The 19,955-nt window shown below is 62.6% G+C and carries 21 protein-coding genes and 1 pseudogene; 8 read left to right on the forward strand and 14 right to left on the reverse strand.

What is annotated here, in order from left to right; translation table 11 throughout:
* Positions 1–318: pseudogene (locus tag LIY36_RS26900) on the reverse strand (GDP-mannose pyrophosphatase); the annotation flags it as partial.
* Between the two features lie 114 nt (positions 319–432).
* Here LIY36_RS26900 and LIY36_RS26905 point away from each other — a divergent pair.
* Positions 433–1,584, forward strand: a complete 1,152-nt coding sequence (locus tag LIY36_RS26905) for a GGDEF domain-containing protein (RefSeq protein WP_226457784.1) — start codon at positions 433–435, stop codon at positions 1,582–1,584.
* Here LIY36_RS26905 and LIY36_RS26910 read toward each other — a convergent pair.
* On the reverse strand, positions 1,581–2,426 hold the full coding sequence (locus tag LIY36_RS26910; protein ID WP_226457769.1) for an SDR family NAD(P)-dependent oxidoreductase: 846 nt from the start codon (positions 2,424–2,426) through the stop codon (positions 1,581–1,583). The two genes, LIY36_RS26905 and LIY36_RS26910, sit on opposite strands and share 4 nt — an antisense overlap.
* A 162-nt stretch (positions 2,427–2,588) precedes the next feature.
* Between LIY36_RS26910 and LIY36_RS26915 the strand changes: the two genes are divergently transcribed.
* Positions 2,589–3,515, forward strand: coding sequence for an alpha/beta hydrolase (locus LIY36_RS26915; protein WP_226457770.1), 927 nt, complete (start codon positions 2,589–2,591; stop codon positions 3,513–3,515).
* Positions 3,516–3,692: 177 nt separating this feature from the next.
* On the opposite strand, the gene LIY36_RS26920 is transcribed toward LIY36_RS26915, so the two are convergent.
* Positions 3,693–4,868, reverse strand: coding sequence for an alpha-hydroxy acid oxidase (locus tag LIY36_RS26920; protein WP_192300719.1), 1,176 nt, complete (start codon positions 4,866–4,868; stop codon positions 3,693–3,695).
* Between the two features lie 121 nt (positions 4,869–4,989).
* Between LIY36_RS26920 and LIY36_RS26925 the strand changes: the two genes are divergently transcribed.
* Positions 4,990–5,775, forward strand: a complete 786-nt coding sequence (locus LIY36_RS26925) for a DeoR/GlpR family DNA-binding transcription regulator (RefSeq protein WP_226457771.1) — start codon at positions 4,990–4,992, stop codon at positions 5,773–5,775.
* Positions 5,776–5,826: 51 nt separating this feature from the next.
* On the opposite strand, the gene LIY36_RS26930 is transcribed toward LIY36_RS26925, so the two are convergent.
* Positions 5,827–6,033, reverse strand: a complete 207-nt coding sequence (locus LIY36_RS26930) for a PLDc N-terminal domain-containing protein (RefSeq protein WP_192300721.1) — start codon at positions 6,031–6,033, stop codon at positions 5,827–5,829.
* A gap of 266 nt (positions 6,034–6,299) precedes the next feature.
* On the opposite strand from LIY36_RS26930, the gene LIY36_RS26935 reads away from it, so the two are divergent.
* Entirely contained in the window at positions 6,300–6,776 is a 477-nt protein-coding gene (locus LIY36_RS26935; protein ID WP_192300800.1) for a hemerythrin domain-containing protein, read from the forward strand.
* Positions 6,777–6,790: 14 nt separating this feature from the next.
* On the opposite strand, the gene LIY36_RS26940 is transcribed toward LIY36_RS26935, so the two are convergent.
* Positions 6,791–7,000, reverse strand: a complete 210-nt coding sequence (locus LIY36_RS26940; protein WP_226457772.1) for a DUF3079 domain-containing protein — start codon at positions 6,998–7,000, stop codon at positions 6,791–6,793.
* Positions 7,001–7,178: 178 nt separating this feature from the next.
* Between LIY36_RS26940 and LIY36_RS26945 the strand changes: the two genes are divergently transcribed.
* Genes LIY36_RS26945 through LIY36_RS26960 form a run of 4 tightly spaced genes read left to right on the forward strand, consistent with a single transcriptional unit; the run spans position 7,179 to position 10,224 of the window.
* Positions 7,179–7,709, forward strand: coding sequence for an iron transporter (locus tag LIY36_RS26945; protein ID WP_226457773.1), 531 nt, complete (start codon positions 7,179–7,181; stop codon positions 7,707–7,709).
* A complete protein-coding gene (locus LIY36_RS26950) occupies positions 7,709–8,032 on the forward strand; it encodes a cupredoxin domain-containing protein (RefSeq protein WP_226457774.1) in 324 nt (107 codons plus the stop codon). The genes LIY36_RS26945 and LIY36_RS26950 overlap by 1 nt, the downstream gene beginning before the upstream one ends.
* A 9-nt stretch (positions 8,033–8,041) precedes the next feature.
* On the forward strand, positions 8,042–8,881 hold the full coding sequence (locus LIY36_RS26955) for an FTR1 family iron permease (protein WP_226457775.1): 840 nt from the start codon (positions 8,042–8,044) through the stop codon (positions 8,879–8,881).
* Positions 8,878–10,224 (forward strand): 4Fe-4S binding protein, encoded by a 1,347-nt coding sequence (locus LIY36_RS26960; protein ID WP_226457776.1) that lies wholly within the window; start codon positions 8,878–8,880, stop codon positions 10,222–10,224. The genes LIY36_RS26955 and LIY36_RS26960 overlap by 4 nt, the downstream gene beginning before the upstream one ends.
* A gap of 59 nt (positions 10,225–10,283) precedes the next feature.
* Here the strand turns inward: LIY36_RS26960 and LIY36_RS26965 are convergent, their stop codons facing one another.
* From LIY36_RS26965 to narH, 9 genes are all read right to left on the reverse strand, one after another.
* Positions 10,284–11,903: a methyl-accepting chemotaxis protein gene (locus LIY36_RS26965; protein ID WP_226457777.1), complete on the reverse strand. Its 1,620-nt coding sequence runs from the start codon at positions 11,901–11,903 to the stop codon at positions 10,284–10,286.
* Positions 11,904–11,973: 70 nt separating this feature from the next.
* On the reverse strand, positions 11,974–12,669 hold the full coding sequence (locus LIY36_RS26970; protein WP_192300727.1) for an anaerobic ribonucleoside-triphosphate reductase activating protein: 696 nt from the start codon (positions 12,667–12,669) through the stop codon (positions 11,974–11,976).
* On the reverse strand, positions 12,666–12,821 hold the full coding sequence (gene nrdD / locus LIY36_RS27705) for an anaerobic ribonucleoside-triphosphate reductase (RefSeq protein ID WP_192300728.1): 156 nt from the start codon (positions 12,819–12,821) through the stop codon (positions 12,666–12,668). Before nrdD ends, LIY36_RS26970 begins: the two co-directional genes overlap by 4 nt.
* Positions 12,822–12,849: 28 nt before the next feature.
* Positions 12,850–14,844 (reverse strand): ribonucleoside triphosphate reductase, encoded by a 1,995-nt coding sequence (locus LIY36_RS26975; protein WP_442962232.1) that lies wholly within the window; start codon positions 14,842–14,844, stop codon positions 12,850–12,852.
* 250 nt (positions 14,845–15,094) lie between these two features.
* Positions 15,095–16,081 (reverse strand): GTP 3',8-cyclase MoaA, encoded by a 987-nt coding sequence (gene moaA / locus LIY36_RS26980; RefSeq protein ID WP_226457778.1) that lies wholly within the window; start codon positions 16,079–16,081, stop codon positions 15,095–15,097.
* 1 nt (position 16,082) lies between these two features.
* A complete protein-coding gene (locus LIY36_RS26985) occupies positions 16,083–16,973 on the reverse strand; it encodes a peptidylprolyl isomerase (RefSeq protein WP_226457779.1) in 891 nt (296 codons plus the stop codon).
* A gap of 10 nt (positions 16,974–16,983) precedes the next feature.
* Positions 16,984–17,664, reverse strand: a complete 681-nt coding sequence (narI, locus tag LIY36_RS26990) for a respiratory nitrate reductase subunit gamma (RefSeq protein WP_192300732.1) — start codon at positions 17,662–17,664, stop codon at positions 16,984–16,986.
* The gene (gene narJ / locus LIY36_RS26995; RefSeq protein ID WP_192300733.1) at positions 17,657–18,412 is read right to left on the reverse strand and encodes a nitrate reductase molybdenum cofactor assembly chaperone; all 756 of its coding nucleotides are present in this window, start codon (positions 18,410–18,412) and stop codon (positions 17,657–17,659) included. Before narJ ends, narI begins: the two co-directional genes overlap by 8 nt.
* Positions 18,413–18,415: 3 nt before the next feature.
* Positions 18,416–19,954, reverse strand: coding sequence for a nitrate reductase subunit beta (gene narH, locus LIY36_RS27000; RefSeq protein ID WP_192300734.1), 1,539 nt, complete (start codon positions 19,952–19,954; stop codon positions 18,416–18,418).
* Between the last annotated feature and the right edge of the window lies 1 nt (position 19,955).

The raw sequence follows: 19,955 nt of genomic DNA on the forward strand, positions 1-19,955 counted from the left end.
GCCCGTCTCTTCCTCCGCCTCCAGGCGAATACGCTCTTCCGGGCTGGCGTTGTCCAGTAATCCGGCGGCGGCTTCGATCAGGTAGCCGTGGTAATCATTGACGAAGGTGGGCATGCGGAACTGGCGGGTCAGCAGCACCGTGCGTTGCTCGCGGTTGTACAGCAGGATGGTCGCGCCATTGCCGCGGTCGTAGACCTCGCGGTTCTGGGTTTGCCAGCTGCCGTCGCGGCGGCGCAGGTCGAAGGTGTATTTTTTAAGCAGGTACCAGTTTTTCGAAAGGGTCTCTTCGGCGGTGATGCGAACGGGGCTGTTGTCCATGGTCAGGCCTTTGCTCAAAGGAACGCGAGCATGTCGCGATGGCGAGGCCAGCGTCAAGCCGGTTGCATGCAGATACAATCGCGCTCCTTAGGGATTTTCTCCGGGTTCAAGCAAATGATGCTGCACATTCCGACGCTATTGATGGTGGCCGTGTTCGTGTTTTGCCTGATGGGCCTGCTCACCGTGCACGCCTGGAGCCGTGGCCGCGAGCCGACCCTGGGTTATCTGGGGAGCATGCTGTTGCTGGCGGCACTGGGCACCGGGTTGGTTGTGGTGCGCGGCGCGGGCATGGACTTTGTCGCGTTGATCATCGGCAATGTAGTGTTACTGCTCAGCGCGGCGATGAACTGGACGGCCATGCGTGCGTTTGTGCAGCGCAAGCCCAATGTGCCGGGGATCTTCGCCGGTTGTGGCCTGTGGATGCTGATGTGTCTGGTGCCGCAGTTCTATGGCTCGTTGTCGGCGCGGGTCACGCTGTATTCGCTGCTGGCCGCCAGTTACGGCGTGTTGTCGGCACTGGAGTTATGGCGCAAGCGCGACACCCTGGAAGTGGCCTACGCACCGGCATTGGTGCTGACCCTTTGGCACACCGGGTTCTATGTCATCCGCGCCTTCGCCGACACCGGCCTGCCGATCAAAAGCGGCCAGACCTCGGGCGGTGAAGGCGTACCGTTTTTCTCGTTCATGTTGTTCGAGTCCATGCTGTACGCCATTGGCATTGCCTACGTCACGCTGGCGATGGTCAAGGAGCGTGCCGAACTGCGCTTCAAGGCGGCGGCCTTCAGTGACGCATTGACCGGCATCGGCAATCGCCGCGCGTTTATGCTCAAGGGGGAACAACTGCTGGAGGACAGCGACAGGCGCCAGCAAAGCGTGGCGCTGTTACTGTGTGATCTGGACCACTTCAAGCGCTTGAACGACAGCTTCGGCCACCCCATGGGCGACCGGGCGCTGATCGCCTTCGCCCAGGTGTCTCAGGCCATGTTGCGCAAGAGCGACGTGTTCGCGCGTATCGGCGGTGAAGAGTTCGCCTGCCTGCTGGCCGACACTGATGAAGCTATCGCGTTCGACGTCGCTGAGCGCATCCGTCAGGCCTTTGCGCAGTTGGACCTGCTGGCACCGGGCTTCCTCAGCGTGAGCATCGGTATTGCCACCACTGACAAAGCCGGTCATACGCTCTCGCACCTGCTGTCCCAGGCCGACCAGGCGCTGTACCGGGCCAAGGCCCAGGGCCGCAACCGGGTTCAGTTGGTGGCAAGCGTCTAAGCCTGTTTGATACGCGGCCAGGCCGCGGCAACTTCTTCAGCGCTGCCCGCCTTGATCCGGGCCAGGTTGCGCGGGTAGTCCACTCCGGGGTTTTCCGTAAAACGCGTGGCGGTGAACTGGCCGTTACTGGCGCGCAGGATGTAGCCGGTGTCTGCACACTGCGTGGAGGCGAGGAATAACACCCCTGGTGTCACCCACTCCGGCTTGAGTTCGTCCGGTTCTTCAGTCACCCCCCACATGCGCGTCTTGGCCACCGGCGAGATCGCATTGACTTTGACGCCCCCCTCCAGGCCCTCATGACTCAACGCGTTCATGATCCCCAGTTGTGCCATCTTGCCGGCGCTGTAGGCCACCAGGCCGGTTTGCTCATACTGCGCGTACATCGCGCGGTCGGAGGTGGTGAGGATGATGCGTGGCGCGGGGGAACGCAGCAGATGCGGCCAGGCGTGCTTGCACAACCACAGCGGGGCATAGAGGTTGATGTCCATGGCACGTTGCAGGAACGCGGCGTCGAGGTCGGCGATGTTCTGGTAACCCACCCAGCCGGCGTTGTGAATCAGGATGTCGAGTTGGCCGAAGGCCTCGAGGGTGTAAGCAACCAACTGCCGGCAACCCTCGTTCGTGGACAGGTCACCGCCATGGCCGATAACGGCAAGGCCTTGCGCCTGCAAGGCTTGCGCCGCAGCCTGGACAACCGTCGCATCACTGCCTTCGCCCGCGCTGTCGGCACCGATGTCGCTGATCACCACCCGTGCACCGCCCAGGGCCAGCGCCCGCGCGTAATTGAGTCCCAACCCGCGTGCGCCGCCGGTGACAATGGCGGTTTTGCCTGTGAAATCCATGTGTGTGCTCTCCTGTTCGGCGGCCCACCCTAACAATCTCTGCACGTTTTGTTCAATGCGGTAACACTTTGCAAGAAATACCCGTGCGCGGCGGTCGAATTAATTCCTGCCTACCCAGGCCATCTGTTAAAACCCCTGCTTCACCTTCGCCCTGGAACCTTCATGTCGTCACGTTTTCTGTCGCGCCCACGCCTGCGTCGTTTCTCCCTGTTGTGCATGGCGTTGCTGATCATCGGCCTGCCGGTGGGTTGCAGCGTGCTGCAACACAAAGAGCGCGAGCTGGTGTTTCGCATCGAACCGGGCACCGCCGGTTGGTACACCGGCTTGCCCAAGGCGGTGCAGGAATTCGAGCTCAAGCCCGCCAGCTTCAAGTCGGGACAGAACATCCACGCCTGGTGGTACCCGGCAGCCAAAAAGGACGCACCCGCCATCCTTTACCTGCACGGCGTGCGCTGGAACCTCACCGGGCAGCTGTTTCGCATCGAGCAATTGCACGCGCTGGGCTATTCGGTGCTGGCCATCGACTATCGCGGTTTCGGCCAGAGCCACGGCGAGCTGCCGTCGGAAACCACGGTGTACGAAGATGCGCGCATCGCCTGGGAACGTTTCCAGACCCTGCAACCTGACCCGAGCAAACGCCTGATCTACGGGCACTCCCTCGGTGGCGCGGTGGCGATCGACCTGGCGGCGGAGTTGGGCAAGCAGCTGCCGTTGCCGGTACGGGGACTGGTGATCGAGTCCACGTTCACTACGTTGGCAGATGTGGCCACGGCGGTGGCGAACACGTCGTTGCCGGTGCGCTGGTTGCTGTCGCAGAAATTCGATTCCATCGACAAGATTGCCGACATCCGCATGCCGCTGCTGGTGGTGCATGGCCTCGATGATCGCTACGTGCCGCCGCGTTTCAGCGAGCAGTTATTCAAGGCCGCCCAGGAACCCAAGCGCTTGATGCTGGTGCCCGGCGCCAGCCATAACAACAGCATGAGCCTGGCCGGTCGCAGTTACGGCCAGGCGTTGGACAAATTGATGCAAGCGAAGATGCCACCCCAGGTGGTGACACACTCCACAGGCCGCAACGGCGACTCATAAAACGGCTTTTCGGCACTGGGTTCGCGCTTGCGTGTCAAGCGCCAACCCTGGCCATACTGGCCCGCGCCGACAGTTGATCAAATATTAACCTCTGGTTAAATCGCCATACCCGCCGGGGTCTTGCAAAGTTATCCACAGAGATACCCACGGTTTTCGTGGACAACTCTTTTTACTTTTTTACGATTTTTTTGCTGAGCAAAGGCTTTCGGGAAATGTACCCGGCAGCAAAATCTCGCGATTCACATCGCGTATATCGTTATAGCCACACAGCGCCATCGATACGTCCAGTTCACGGGCGATGATCTCAAGCGCCTTGGTCACGCCCGCCTCGCCCAACGCCCCCAAACCGTACAAATGCGGGCGACCGATCATGGTGCCTTTTGCGCCCAGCGCCATCGCCTTGAGCACGTCCTGGCCGGAACGGATACCGCCATCGAGCCACACTTCGATGCGCTCACCCACCGCGTCGACAATCGCCGGCAATTGGCTGATGCTCGACGGCGCGCCATCCAGCTGGCGGCCACCGTGATTGCTCACCACCAGCGCGTCCGCACCGGCGTTGGCCGCCAGCCGCGCGTCTTCCACATCAAGGATGCCCTTGATGATCAGCTTGCCGCCCCAGCACTTCTTGATCCACTCCACATCGTCCCAGCTCAGGCGCGGGTCGAATTGCTGGGCGGTCCACGACGACAACGAACTCATGTCCGCCACGCCTTTGACATGCCCGACGATATTGCCGAAGCCCCGGCGTTTTGTGCCGAGCATGCCCATCACCCAACGCGGCTTGGTGGCCATGTTGAGGATATTCGCCAGGGTCAGCTTGGGCGGCGCCGACAGGCCGTTGATCAAATCCTTGTGGCGCTGCCCGAGGATCTGCAGGTCGAGGGTCAACACCAGGGCGTCCACTCCGGCAGCCTTGGCGCGTTCGATCAATTGCTCGATAAAACTGCGGTCACGCATCACGTACAGCTGGAACCAGAACGGCTGGCCGACGTGTTCGGCGATGTCTTCCAGGGAGCAGATGCTCATGGTCGACAACGTATAGCGCAGGCCAAACGCAGCGGCCGCACGGGCCGTGAGGATCTCGCCATCGGCATGTTGCATGCCCGCCAGGCCGGTCGGCGCCAAGGCGACGGGCATTGCCATGTCCTGGCCAATCATGGTCGCGCGGATCGAACGTTCATCGATGTTGCGCGCCACCCGTTGGCGGAATTTGATGTGGGCAAAATCGCTTTCGTTGGCGCGATAAGTACTTTCAGTCCAGGAGCCGGAATCGGCGTAATCGTAGAACATCCTTGGGACCCGTTTTTGCGCCAGCTTGCGTAAATCTTCGATGGTGGTGATCAACGACATCTGAGTGACCTCTCCCTGAACTGAGCACAGAGAGTAACCGCCCATCGGCTATGCAACCAGCCATTGCGTTTGCAACGGCGGGCGACTAATCTCGCACAAACCCGCAAAAAAGCGCACAAACATGCACAACACCCATGAAGCCATCGACCTGCCTTCCCTGCGCAAACAGAAGATCCTGTTACTGCTGGAGCGCGACGGCAAGGTCACCGCGTCGGAATTGGTAGAGCACTTTGCCGTGTCCCAGGACACCATCCGCCGCGACCTCGGCGAACTCGCCGCCGCCGGCTTGCTGCAACGGGTGCACGGCGGCGCACTGCCCCGGCCCAAGGACACCGGCAAGGACTTTTTCACCCGCGTCGGCGAGACCAATCAGGCCAAGCGCCGGCTCGCGCAACTGGCCGCAGAACAGGTGGAAGACGGCCAGATCGTGCTGTTCGACTCCGGTTCCACCACATTGCAGATTGCGCAGTCACTGCCACGCTCGATCCGCCTGACCGTCGTGACCCCGTCGCCGATGATCGCCATCGCGCTGGCGGACCATCCGCAGGTCAACGTGATCCTCGCGGGTGGCCAGCTCAACCCGGCGACCTTGTCCACCAGCGGCCAGGAAGCCGTGCGCCTGATTCAGAGCGTCAAGGCTGACGTGCTCTTTACCGGCATCTGCGCCTTGCACCCGCAGGTCGGGATCAGCTCGCTGCATTTCGATGAAGTGGCGGTCAAACAGGCCCTGCTCGATAGCGCCTCCCATGTGGTGGCGGTGACCATGGCCGACAAGCTCGGCGCGGTGGAGCCCTTTGTGGTGGCGCCGTGCAGCCGTATTCACACACTGATCACCGAGTGGCATGTGCCGAGTGTGGAGGCGTATGAACAGTTGGGGTTGCAAGTGCTGCGAGTGGAAGTCGAATAGCACAACGAAAACAGGCGCCGCAATGGCGCCTGTTTTCTATACGGTCCTGGTTCAATTTTTACCCTGTTGTGGCATCTCGCGTTTCGGCCCGAACATCGCCCAGGCGATCAGCCCAAACAGCGGCACAAAAATCAGAATCACCAACCATAATCCTTTTGACTCCCAGCCCCCTGTGCTGCGCAAAACGATATTGATTGCCCACAATTCCAACAGCAGCAGAATCACTGCCAAACCGATCCAGATGTATTGAATTTCCATGCTTCACCTCCTAGGTCGTGTGCGTTAGGTCAAGCAACGGCCGCCAGGGTTCATAAAACTTTGCACAAAAAACCGGGGGTTGTGGAATGCAACGCGCCACGCGGCCAACCATGCAACCTGCACGACAGCCTGGCTTTCACATAACCCGTATCCATTTGAATTAACTAACTATTTTAAAAACGCTCAGGTTGGTACGACTGATGCACTCCAGTAGGGGACGAGGCGTGCATTTCGACACGCCCTGATTCTCCTGTGAGGTATCACCCATGAATGCCATTGATCTGCTCAAAGCCGACCACGAACGCGTAAAGGCCCTGTTGACTCAATTGAGTGAGTCCACTGAACGCGGGGTAAAAAAACGCACTGAACTGTTGGCCAAGCTGGAGGCGGAAATCAGTTTGCATACCAAACTTGAGGAAGAAATCCTCTACCCCGCTTTCAGGAAAGCCGGTGGCAAGGAACAGGACATCATGTATCACGAGGCCAAGGAAGAGCACCGCACCGTCGACTCCCTGGTATTGCCCGACCTTAAACAGACCGAACCTTCAACCACAGAATTCTCCGGACGCGTCAAAGTGGTCAAGGAACTGTTGGAGCACCACATCGAGGAAGAAGAAACCGAGATGTTCCCGCAGGCGAAAAAGCTGCTGGGCAAGGCGCGCCTTGAAGAGTTGGGCGCCGAAATGGAAGCGATGAAAGCGGCACACAAGAAATTGCAGTCCAGCAAGCCAATGGCGGCTTAACCACGCAAACCTGCTCAGGCAGCTGACGGCTCATCGGTGACTGGCGGCTCGGGCACAACGCCCCAGTCGCCATGTTCATACCAGTCATCACCCAGCATCTCCGCCGGGTGCATCGTACGATCGGCCCCGTTGCCGCAGGCCAGGTCGGTCGCGGCGCAGTAGCGGTCACAGCCCCAGCAGATACGCTCGGGGTGCTTTGGGTGCAGCGGGAAAGGCTTGGCCATGATCGGGTTCCCTGGCGGCTGGCTGTCCCTGCAACGTACCCTGATCGCACTCACCTGGCCTTGACCGGCATCAAGCCCGGCAATCATGAAATATCCTCGAAACTTGACAAGAATCATTATTATTCACGCCAGACCTTCCTAGACTCGGGCTCCCTCTCCCACCCGTCAGGAAGCCTCCATGCGTACCTCTTCTTTGCTGCCCATCGTCCTGCTGCTGAGCACCTCGGCGGCACTCGCCAAGGAATACCCGATCGGCGAACCGCAACACTGCCCGGGGCTGGAAATCGGCGCGGTGTACCTGCAACCGATCGAGATGGCACCCGCCGGCATGATGCGCGCCACCGCCGATTCCGACGTGCACCTGGAAGCCGACGTACGCGCCACCGCGGACAATGCCCAAGGCTTTCAGGAAGGCAGTTTCGTGCCCTACCTGAACCTGTCGTTCACCCTGAAAAAACACGGCAGCGAAACGCCCATCAACGGTGACTTCCACGCCATGGTCGCCAACGACGGGCCGCACTACGGCGACAACGTCAAGCTGCAAGGCCCCGGTAAATACACCCTCACCTTCACTGTACTGCCGCCGTCCGGCCACCACTCCCTGGGCCTGCATACCGACAAGGAAACCGGGGTCGCCCCGTGGTTCGAACGCTGCGAAGTGCATTACGAATTCGTCTATGCCGGCATCGGCAAAAAAGGCGGCTATTGATGCGCCGTGCCCTGTGGCTGGGCGGCGTTCTGCTGAATGGCACGGCGTTGGCGGCGCCGTTGCCGGTGTATGAACTGAGCCTGCAGGACGGTCACTTCAACCCGCCACAACTGGCCGTCAAGGCTGGCGAGCGCTTCAAGATCGTGCTCAAGAATATCGGCCAGGGCCCGGCGGAATTTGAAAGCACGCCATTGCGGGTGGAGAAGGTGTTGTCGCCCGGCGTGATCACCTTCGTGGTGATCCACCCGCTCCAGCCCGGTGTGTATCCGTTCTTCGACGAGTTCAATCCCCATCTGCCCGAAGGCAGCATCCGCGCCGACTAGGAGCCGTTGATGAATCAAGCGATGTTCATTGTGTGGCGCGAAAGCGTAGAAGCGCTGTTGGTGATCGGCATCCTGCAAGCCTGGATCAGCCGCCAGGCCGGGCACTCGCGCCTGGCGCGTTTCCTGTGGGCCGGGGTGCTGCTGGGGCTGCTCGGCTCCGCCGGTTTGGCCGGGCTGATGCTGTGGGCTGGCGAGACCATGAGCGGCGCCGAGGGCGAATGGCTGCAAGCGGCGCTCACACTGATCGCCAGCGGCTTGATGGTGCAGATGGTGTTCTGGATGCATCGCCACGCGCCCACCCTCAAACACCGCCTGGTGAGTGAAGCCGACCAGCGCCTGGCCAGTCACGGCGGCTGGGGGGTGCTGCTGTTGGCGCTGTTGGCGGTCAGCCGCGAAGGCAGTGAGACCGTGGTGTTTTTGTATGGTGCCGGTGCGCGCCTGCACGACGAGGCGCTGGGGTTGTTCGCCATCGGCGGCGTGCTCGGCCTGGTGCTGGCCGGGCTCACGGTGCTGCTGTTGCGCGGCAGCCGACGGTTCATCTCCTGGTCGGGATTTTTCGCCCTCAGCGAAGCGTTGCTGTTGCTGCTCGGCGGAGCCTTGCTGGTGGCAGCGGTGGACCGTATCAGCGGGCAACTGCTGGCCATGGACATGCCCGACTGGGTCTATGCGGCCTTTGGCGACAGCCGCTGGGACAGCAGCGCCTTGCTCAGTGACAGCCACGGCCTGGGCGCGCTGCTCGCCGATTTCGCTGGCTACCGCGCAGCGCCGAGCCTGATCACTGTGCTGGTGCTGCTCGGCTACTGGCTGCTGGTGGGCGGCGGCCTGCGCCGGGCGCGGCGCGCAGCATGAGCCGCTTGCAGCAACTGGGCGATGGCATGCGCCGTCACGCGCGGTTGATCCGTGCCGTGCAATGGGCCGTGGTGCTGGTGTACGCCGCCCTGCTGGTGGTGCCGGCGCTGCTGCCACTGCCGGACAGCCAGGCGCGTGTGCTGGGCAACCTGACGCTGCTGGCGCAGTTCGTGTTCTGGGGGATCTGGTGGCCGTTCGTGTTGCTGTCGATGGTGCTGTTCGGGCGCCTGTGGTGCGGCGTGCTGTGCCCGGAAGGCTCGCTGAGCGAATGGGCCAGCACCCACGGGCGCGGCCTCGGCATTCCGCGCTGGCTGCGCTGGGGCGGCTGGCCCACCGTGGGGTTTTGCCTGACCACCGTCTACGGCCAACTCATCAGCGTGTATGACTACGCCCAGGCCGCGCTGCTGATCCTCGGCGGCTCGACCCTGGCCGCCGTGGTGGTCGGCTTGCTGTTCGTGCGCGGCAAGCGCGTGTGGTGCCGCTACCTGTGCCCGGTCAGCGGCGTGTTCGCCCTGCTCGCACGCCTGGCGCCGGTGCACTTCGCGGTGGATGAACAACGCTGGAAAGCCAACACCGCACCGCGCCTGCCACTGCCCAACTGTGCGCCGCTCCTGGACATTCGTCGCCTGCAAGGCGCCAGCGATTGCCACGCTTGCGGGCGTTGCAGCGGCCAACGCGGCGCCGTGCAACTGATCGCCCGCTCGAGCAACCAGGAAATCCTCCAGGCCCCACGCCAACCGGCCAACCCCTGGGACGCACGCCTGCTGCTGTTCGGCGTGATCGGCCTGGCCATGGGCGCCTTCCAATGGACCGTCAGCCCCTGGTTCATCGCCCTCAAGCAATACCTCGCCGAATGGTTGATCAGCCGCGATTGGCTATGGCCGCTGCAAGACAACGCACCCTGGTGGCTGCTCACCCACTACCCGCAACTCAACGACAGCTTCAGTTGGCTGGATGGTCTGTGCATCCTGCTGTACCTGGCGGGCAGTTCACTGCTATTCGGTGGCGGCGGCTGGCTGCTGTTGCGCCTGGCCGCGTATTTGGCGGGCGATCGCGCACTGTTTCGGCCCCTGGCCCTGACCCTCACGCCCTTGGGTGGTGCGGGATTGTTTTTGGGATTGTCGGCGACCACGGTGAAATTGCTGCGCTACGAAGGATGGGTGCTGGCGTGGGTGCAACCATTGCGGGCGGGGATATTGCTGGCGGCGATAGGCTGGTGCCTGTGGTTGGCGTGGCAACAACTCAAGGGCCTGCCTCGCGGGCGGGCGTGGCTGTGTGTGCTGATGAGTACCGGGTTGATCGGTTATGGCTGGTGGCTGCAGTTCTGGGGCTGGGCCAGTTGAGTTAGGCAAACCCAATGCGGGGAGGAGGCACGCCCCCTCCCACCTTTTCCAAACCCACTCTAGACCTTGAAGCGCGCCACCGTCTGGTGCAGCGCACTCGCCATCCCCGCCAGGTCATGGCCTGCCGTCTCGGTGTGCAACGCCCCTTGCAGCACCTGCTGCGACAAGCTGCGAATACCCACCAGATTGCGATCCACCTCCCGCGCCACCAGCGCCTGTTCCTCGGTGGCACTGGCGATCATCAGGTTGCGCTCGTTGATCTGCGAGATCGACCGGGTGATTTCCTCCAGTGCCTCGCCCGAGCGTTGTGCCACGCCAAGCGTCGCCTGTACCCGCTCGCTGCTGCTGTGCATCGCCGCCACCGCATGTTCGGTGTCTTCGCGGATGTTGCCGATCATCTGCTCGATCTCCTGGGTCGAGGCCTGGGTGCGATGGGCCAGCGCGCGCACCTCATCGGCCACCACCGCAAAGCCACGTCCGGCATCGCCGGCGCGGGCGGCTTCGATGGCGGCGTTGAGGGCCAGCAGGTTGGTCTGGTCGGCAATGCTGCGGATCACTTCGAGCACGCCGCTGATGTCTTGCACACGTCCGGCCAGTTGCTGGATGCGCTCGGAGGTTTCCACCACGCCGGTGGCCAGGGTGTTGATCGACGCCACGGTCTCCTGGACCTGCGCCCGCCCGCGCTGGGCAGTCTGCTCCGACAGGCGCGAAGCCTCGCTGGTGCTCACCGCATTGCGCGCCACTTCGTCCACCGCTGCCGTCATCTCGTTGACCGCCGTGGCCGCCTGTTCGATCTCCTGGCCTTGGGACTGCAAGCTGCTGCTGGTCTGGCTGCTCACCGCGCTCAACTCTTCGGAGGAACTGGCCACGCCGTCCACCGACGCTGCAATGTGCCGCACCATCTGGTTAAGGTTCTGCTGCATCTGGTGCAGGTTGCGCATCACACTGCCCTCGGCACTATTGCCCACCGGCACGACGATGGTCAGGTCGCCCTGGGCAATATGGCTCAACACCCGCGCCGCCTCATCCGGCTCGCCGCCCAATGGGCGAATAACGCTGCGGGTGACGATCACGGCCGCCGCGACCACCAGCGCCAGGCACAACAGGAACAGGCCAAGCATGTTGCGCCGCGCCTCGTCATACAGGGTCTGCGCCGCCTGCTCGCGCTCGGCGAACAACCGCCCCTGCATCGCCATCAGCGCATCCAGGCTCTTGAATACCTGCGCTTCGGCCGGCATCACCTGTTGCTTGAGCTGGGCCAGGCCCTGCTCGCGAGCGCCCTGCTTGATCAGCGCCTGCACCTGGGTGAAGGCGGCCACGTAAGTCTCGCGATGGGTTTTCAAGGTGGCGTAGGCGGCCTTGCCTTCGGCGCTGTCGAGCAGCGGTTCAAGGGTGGCAAACGCCTGGGTGATGCGCTGGCGCGTGGCGCCGATGGCCTCCTGGGCCTGCGGGTTGTCCTGGTCGATCAGCAAGTCGCGGGTGTTGCGCCCGTTATCGCGCACACCCGTGGCGATCACCATGATCGGTGCGATCCGCGGCCAGTCCTGCTGCACGATCTGCTCGGACTGCTGTTTGAGGGTTGCCAGGTCGTGCAAGGCGTAAAACACCAAGCCCACCAGGGCCAGCGGCGCAATCGCGAAGCCGATGACAATGCGTTGTGCCGTGGTTAACTGCGTCATTCTGAACATTCCTTGATGAACACCTGCCCACCATGGGCAGCATCTGTAAAAAGCCGGTTGAGGGTGCTGGTCACCCTCGCAATACAAAAGCGGGAAACAACTCGCGGATACGCCCCCACAACTCCGGTAACCGCACCTGCAGCGGCGAACTCGGCAGTTGCGTATCGAGCATGCTGGCGGTCCGCACCATCTGCACGGCAAAGCGCTGCACACCTGCGGCTTGCAAACGCTGGGCCAGCAGCAGCAGGCGTGCGGGATCGATCAAGTGCCAATGCACGGTGGTGCGGCACTCGTAATCCACGCCACTGGCGAGCAAGGTGTCGAGGCTGCGCCAATTGGCGGCGCCGCTGCCCTTGACCTGGGTCACCGACTGGCAGTCCTCGGCCAGCGCCTTGACGTCAAACCCGACCCAATCGGCATGCCGCAACGCATTGGCAAAGCCTGCCGGCTTGATCCCCGCGCTGTGCAAACCAATGCGAAAACCCAGCGCGCGCACTTCATCCATGGCCGCCGGCAAGCCTTCCTGCAAGGTCGGTTCGCCGCCGCTGAATACCACCGCGTCGAGCAGGTCCTGGCGGCGCTGCAGGAACAGCAACACCCGGCGCCAATCAATCTCCGTGCTGGCGCGCGGCGGGATCAGGTCCGGGTTGTGACAGTAACGACAACGCCAGGCACAGCCCTGGCAGAACAGCACGCAGGCGAGCATGCCGGGGTAGTCGAGGGTGGTCAGGGGCACCAGGCCCCCGACCCGTAGCGCTCGACTCATTGGCGCCCGGCCGCAGCGGCCGTTTCGGTAAAGTGCACACGCTCCTGGTGCTCGGATTGCTTGCCGGGGTTGAACGCCGAGACTGGCCGGTGATAACCCATCACCCGGGTCCAGACTTCGCAGCGCTGACGTTGTGGCTGGGTTGCTTGCATAGTGACTCTCCTTGGGGTTGAAAAAAGCTTATCGGGCCGCGGCCAGGACCTCGTCGCACTTGGGGCAGAACTCATGTTCGCCCGCCAGGTAGCCGTGCACCGGGCAGATCGAAAACGTCGGCGTGACCGTCAGGTACGGCAGGCGGAAACGCCCCAGCGCCTTGCGCACCAACTGCTTGCAGGCCTGGGTCGAGGAAATCTGCTCGGCCATGTACAGGTGCAACACGGTGCCGCCGGTGTATTTGCATTGCAGTTCGTCTTGCAGCTCCAGGGCTTCGAACGGGTCCTGGGTGAAGCCCACCGGCAATTGCGAGGAGTTGGTGTAGTACGGCGCGACCGCGCTGCCCGCTTGCAGGATCTGCGGATAGCGCTTGCGGTCTTCCTTGGCGAAACGGTAGGTGGTGCCTTCCGCCGGGGTCGCTTCGAGGTTGTAGAGGTGGCCGGTTTCTTCCTGGAACCGCAGCAAGGTGGCGCGCACGTGGTCAAGCAGCTTGAGCGCGAATTCGCGGCCCTGGGCGGTGTGCATGCCCTGCTCGTCGTCGCTGAAATTGCGCAGCATCTCGTGCATGCCGTTGAGGCCGATGGTCGAGAAGTGATTGCGCAGCGTGCCCAGGTAACGCTTGGTGTAGGGGTAGAGCCCGGCGTCCATATGGTGCTGGATCACCTTGCGCTTGACCTCCAGGCTTTCCATCGCCAATTCCATCAGGTTGTCCAGGCGTTGCAACAAGCCCGAGGTATTGCTCTTGAACAGATAGCCCAGGCGCGCGCAGTTGATCGTCACCACGCCGAGGCTGCCGGTCTGCTCCGCCGAACCGAACAGGCCACCGCCGCGCTTGAGCAATTCGCGCACGTCCAGTTGCAGGCGGCAGCACATCGAGCGCACCTGATTGGGTTGCATATCGGAATTGAGGAAGTTCTGGAAATACGGCAAGCCATAGCGCGCCGTCATCTCGAACAGGCGGTCGGCGTTGGGGCTGTCCCAGGGGAAATCGTGGGTGATGTTGTAGGTCGGAATCGGGAAGGTGAACACCCGGCCCTTGGCGTCCCCGGCCTGCATCACTTCGATGTAGGCACGGTTGATCAACTCCATTTCGGCGTGCAGGTCGCCATAGGCAAACGGCATTTCCTCACCGCCGATCACCGGAACTTGCTCGCGCAGGTCTTCAGGGCACACCCAGTCGAAGGTCAGGTTGGTAAATGGCGTCTGGGTGCCCCAGCGCGACGGCACGTTGAGGTTGTAGATGAACTCTTGCAACGCCTGGCGTACTTCGGGGTAGCTCAACTGATCCTTGCGCACATAGGGCGCCAGGTAAGTATCGAACGAGCTGAACGCCTGGGCCCCGGCCCACTCGTTTTGCAGGGTGCCGAGGAAGTTGACCATCTGCCCCAGGGCGCTGCTCAAGTGCTTCGGCGGCCCCGCCTCGACCCGGCCCGGCACGCCGTTGAGGCCTTCATGCAACAACGAGCGCAGCGACCAGCCGGCGCAATAACCGGCGAGCATGTCCAGGTCATGGATATGCAGGTCGGCCTCGCGATGCGCACGGCCGATCGCCTCGCTGTAGACCTCATCCAGCCAGTAATTGGCGGTGACCTTGCCCGCCACATTCAGCACCAGCCCACCGAGGGAATAGCCCTGGTTGGCATTCGCCTGCACGCGCCAGTCTTCACGGTCGAGGTATTCGTTCATCGACGTAGCGACTTCCACCAGGGTCTTGCGATCGCGGCGCAAGCGGCCGTGCTGCTCGCGGTAGACGATGTAGGCGCGCATCGACAGGAAGTAACCGGCGTCCATCAATACACGTTCGACGCTGTCCTGGATTTGTTCCACGTCCAGCCGTTCGATCCCCCGCAGCCGAGCCAGCACCGCGCCCAGCAACACGTCGACTTCGGCGGCCTGGTACTCAGCGGTGGCGTTGCCGGCGGCGATCAGGGCTTGGCGGATTTTTTCGGCGTCGAAAGGGGCCAGGGTGCCGTCGCGCTTGTAGAGATGGGTGCTGGCCAGCGGGGTGAGAGCGGTTTGCATTGGGAGGCTCCAGACACTACATATAGATAATTTTGATTCTTTTGACACAACATGCAGTGATGTTACGGAGATTGGTTTGGGCGGCCATTGATCGGGGTCAAGTTTTTTCAGATCGTGCCCATAACCATTCCTTCGGTAATGGCGGCAGTTCCACCAGATACAGGGAGACCCGCTCCCACAATTTTGAACCGCACATACCGGCCGGCTCTCAGGCCGCCATTACCGAAGCAACGGATACGGACCCCCTTCATCACCCCCCACTCATATTCATAAATCGCACCACCTGCACCTCCCCCGCCCCGGTGAAATCATGGCGCAACGGCTTACCCCGCAACGCCTTGTGCAACGCCTCGATCAGCGGTTGATCGTCCAGTGGATAGCGCCTGAGCAACCCACGCAGATCCAACGCATCCTCCTGCCCCAGGCACAACAACAAACGCCCCTCCACCGTCATGCGTACCCGGTTGCAACTGCCGCAAAAGTTGTGCGAGTTCGGCGAGATAAACCCGATGCGCGTGCCCGGATGCCGTGCCAGACGCACATAGCGCGCCGGGCCGCCGCTGCTCTCGGCGCTGTCGAGCAGCTCATAGTCCCGGGCGATCACGGCGCGCACCTCGTCACTGGGGCAAAACGTCTCGCCCCGCGAACGGCCCACATCGCCCAGGGGCATTTCCTCGATAAAGCTGATGTCGATACCCTGCTCGATCGCATAACGCACCAACGCCGGCACCTCGTCGAAGTTGCGCCCCTTCATCACCACGCAGTTGAGCTTGACCCGCTCGAACCCCGCCGTGCTGGCCGCTTCGATGCCGCCCAGCACCTGGCGCAAATCACCGTTGCGCGTGATCGCGCGAAACCGCTCGGGATCAAGGCTGTCGAGGCTGATATTCATGCGCTTGACCCCCGCCGCCGCCAACGGCCGCGCCAACCGCACCAACTGCGAGCCGTTGCTGGTCATCACCAGCTCGCGCAAACCGGGCAGCGCAGCGATGTTGCGACACAGCTCGACAATGCCCGGACGGATCAGCGGCTCACCGCCGGTGAGGCGGATCTTGCGCACGCCCTGCCCCACAAACAGCGCGGCCAGGCGTTGCAGTTCCTCCAGGCTCAGCACCTGCTGGCGTGGCAGAAAGGTCATGGTTTTCGCCATGCAGTACACACAGCGAAAATCACAACGGTCGGTCACCGACAGGCGCAGGTAGTCAATCGAACGGCCGAGCCCATCCACCAGGCTCATATCACTGCACCAACGGCGAGTCGGCGCCCTGCAAGGCGAGGCCACGGATGTCCGCCGCGCCAATCAGGGTTTGCAGGTACTGCACCAGCGCCTTCTGCCACACGCCCTGCTGCAACTGGGTGCGGATCGCGCCGGCCACCGCTTCATAAGGCAACGGCTGGCCTTCGACGCGCTGGTCGATGCTGATCACGTGCCAGCCGTAGCGGCTTTCCAGGGGTTTGTCGGCCAGCCCCGGGGCCAGCGTGAACAGTTGCCGCTCCAGTTCCGGCACGGTCTGGCCCTTGCTGATCTGGCCCAACGAACCGCCCTGGGCCTTGGATGGGCACGCCGAGTACTTGAGGGCCAACTCAGCAAAACTGCCAGGCTCCTGGGTCAGGCTCAGCAGCAGGATTTCGGCCTGTACATGGGCCATCTGCCGCGCTTCGGCATCGTCCGGCGCGCATTCGAGCAGGATGTGCCGCACCGCCAGCAACGGCGCGCTGTGGAAGCGCCCGCGATTGCTTTCGAAGTAATGCAGGCAGGTCGCTTCATCACACTGCGGCACGCTGATTTCACGCTCCAGCAGCAAACGCGTAGCCGCTTCCTCTTCGTTCTCGCCGGGGCCGATGTCCATGGCCAGGCCGAGTTCGGCAATGCGCTGCTGCAACAGCTCGCGGATCACCAACGCCCGGGCGGCCAGGTACACCGCCGATTCACGGCTCTCGGCCGGGTGGTATTGCAACTCCAGGGCCATCGCCTCGGGCGTGATGGGCACACCGTTGACGCTGACGATCGGCCATTCCTGTTCACTGCTGGCGATCAATTCAGGTGCCGCTGGCACCACCTCCACTTGAGGTTCCGGCGCTGGCGCCGACGACCCACAACCCCCGCCACATCCGCATCCTGTTGTCATGACCGTCTCCTCACGCCTTCTGCCGTACGATTTGATAACGCCGTCCCAGGTACCAGATCGGTGCGCTGACCACGTGCACCAAGCGGGTAAACGGGAACAGCACGAACAAGGTCAGGCCCAGCGCCACGTGGGCCTTGTAGATCAGCGACACCGGCGCAATCGACGCCGCCGCTTCCACCGGCCGCAGCAGCACCACGTTCTGCGCCCAGTCGGCGAGCATCACCATCACCGAGCCGTCCATATGGCCAGTGGAGGCGACGATGGTCAGCAAGCCCAGCAGCAACTGCGCGAGCAGCACCAGCAGGATCAGGATGTCCGACGCACTCGACGTCGCCCGCACCCGTGGATCACCCAGGCGCCGCTTGACCAGCATCAACAAGCCCACCAGGCACAGCAGGCCGAAAAACCCACCGGAGACCATCGCCAGCAGTTGCTTGTGCTCGGTGCTGATCACGTGGTGATACACCGACGCCGGGGTGAGCAAACCGACAAAATGCCCGGCCAGCACAAACAGCACGCCGACATGGAACAGGTTGCTCGCCACACGCATGCCACGGTTGCTCAGCATCTGGCTGGAACCGGCCTTCCAGGTGTACTGCGACAGGTCAAACCGCGCCCAACTGCCCAACAGGCAGATCGCCAGGGCGACATAGGGATAGATCCCGAATACCAGCAAATTCCACTTAGACATTACCCACCTCCCCGGCCGGCACGGCGGCCGGCCCTTGCTGCTGAAAATCCACCCAGTGCAACGGCACCGCACTTTCCTCGCGGGCCTTGCCCGGTGCGCTCGGCATCGCACTGCAACGGTCCTGCTGTTCGGCCTGCATAAAGTCCACGGCCTCCTCTTCCCACACCTTGTCGAGGGCCTCGAGGGAGTCGTCACGCGGCTCGGCGGCGACCTGGGCACGCACCTCGGCCACGGCCTGGTGCGGCTCGGCGCCGGCGATCTGCAACAACGCACGGAAGCAACTGGCATAGGCGCTTTCGCGCTCCTCCAGACGTGCGCCGAGCAAGGCCAACAGATGCGCCACATCCGCCAGGCCCTCGCGGGCCTCGATGTCTTCGCGGGTCGACAAGAACTCCAGGTACAGCGGGATGTAGTCCGGCAGCTCCTTGACGCCGATGGCAAACCCGGCGGCTTCGTACTGGGCCATCATGTCGACCATGGCCTGGCCACGGTCGCGGGACTCGCCATGCACGTGCTCGAACAACAGCAGCGACAACGAACGCCCACGGCCAAACAGCGCGCCGTAGTGTTCCTGGCCATCCATCAGGTCGTTGGCGCAGATCAGTTCCAGCAGCTCGAACAGCGCACCGCGTTGCTTGGGGCTGATTTCCCGCGACTCGATGATCGCCTGCTCCAATTCATCGCGGCCGCTCACCAGGCGCTCGGTGGGATAGTCCAGCAGCAGCGAAATCACTTTAAGAATGCGCATGGCTCAGTCCTCCCAGATCTGGACGGTTTTCAACACGTCGCGGCGGTTGGCCTTCTTGGCGCCGAACATATTGGTGTCGGAACTGCCGCTGCAGCCGCTGCCAAAGCTGAAACCACAACCGGAACGCTCGGCGAACGCGTCGCTCATGGCGTCTTCACGGTGCGCACTCGGCACCACAAACCGGTCCTCGTAGTTGGCGATGGCCAGGTAGCGATACATCTCCTCCACCTGAGGCACCGTCAGGCCGACGTCTTCGAGCACTTGCAGATCCTGCACGCCGTCGACTTGCTGGGAACGCTTGAACGCACGCATCGCCAGCAAGCGTTTCAGCGCGCGCTTGACCGGTTTTTCATCGCCCGCCGTGAGCATATTGGCCAGGTAGCGCAGGGGGATGCGCAGGCTGTCGACATCCGGGATCACCCCGTTCATGCCCACGGTGCCAGCGGCCGCTGCGTTCTGGATGGGCGAAAGTGGCGGCACGTACCAGACCATCGGCAAGGTGCGGTATTCTGGGTGCAGCGGCAGCGCGAGTTTCCAGTCCACGGCCATTTTGTACACCGGCGAGCGCTGCGCCGAGTCGATCACCGACTGTGGCACGCCATCGGCCAGGGCCTGGCGGATCACCGCCGGGTCGTTGGGATCGAGGAAAATTTCCAGCTGTTTCTCGTACAGGTCCTGCTCGCTGGCGGTGCTCGCCACTTCGCTGATGCGGTCGGCGTCATACAGCAACACGCCGAGGTAGCGAATGCGACCGACGCAGGTTTCGGCGCACACCGTCGGCATGCCGGCCTCGATGCGCGGGTAGCAGAAGATGCACTTCTCGGACTTGCCGCTCTTCCAGTTGAAGTAGATTTTCTTGTACGGGCAGCCGCTGATGCACATGCGCCAGCCACGGCATTTTTCCTGGTCGATCAGCACGATGCCGTCTTCTTCGCGCTTGTAGATCGCGCCGCTGGGGCACGACGCCGCGCACGCCGGGTTGAGGCAGTGCTCGCACAGGCGCGGCAGGTACATCATGAAGGTGTTTTCGTACTCACCGTAGATGTCGGCCTGGATCTGGTCGAAGTTCTTGTCCTTGCGACGCTTGGCGAATTCGGTACCGAGGATTTCCTCCCAGTTCGGCCCCCACTCGATTTTCTGCATGCGCTTGCCCGACACCACCGAACGTGGGCGTGCAGTGGGTTGGTGTTCGCCCAGCGGTGCAGTGTGCAGGTGCTGGTAGTCAAAATCGAACGGCTCGTAGTAGTCGTCCAGGCCCGGCAGGTCAGGGTTGGCGAAGATGTTCGCGAGCACGCGGAACTTGCCGCCGATGCGCGGGTTGATCGTGCCGTTGGCGTTGCGCTGCCAGCCGCCCTTCCACTTGTCCTGGTTTTCCCACTCCTTGGGGTAGCCGATGCCGGGCTTGGATTCGACGTTGTTGAACCACGCGTATTCCATGCCTTCGCGGCTGGTCCAGACGTTTTTGCAGGTGATCGAGCAGGTGTGGCAGCCGATGCATTTGTCCAGGTTGAGGACCATGCCGATTTGTGAGCGGATTTTCATC

Source organism: Pseudomonas sp. AF03-9, from assembly GCF_020515815.1.
Taxonomy (GTDB): Bacteria; Pseudomonadota; Gammaproteobacteria; order Pseudomonadales; family Pseudomonadaceae; genus Aquipseudomonas.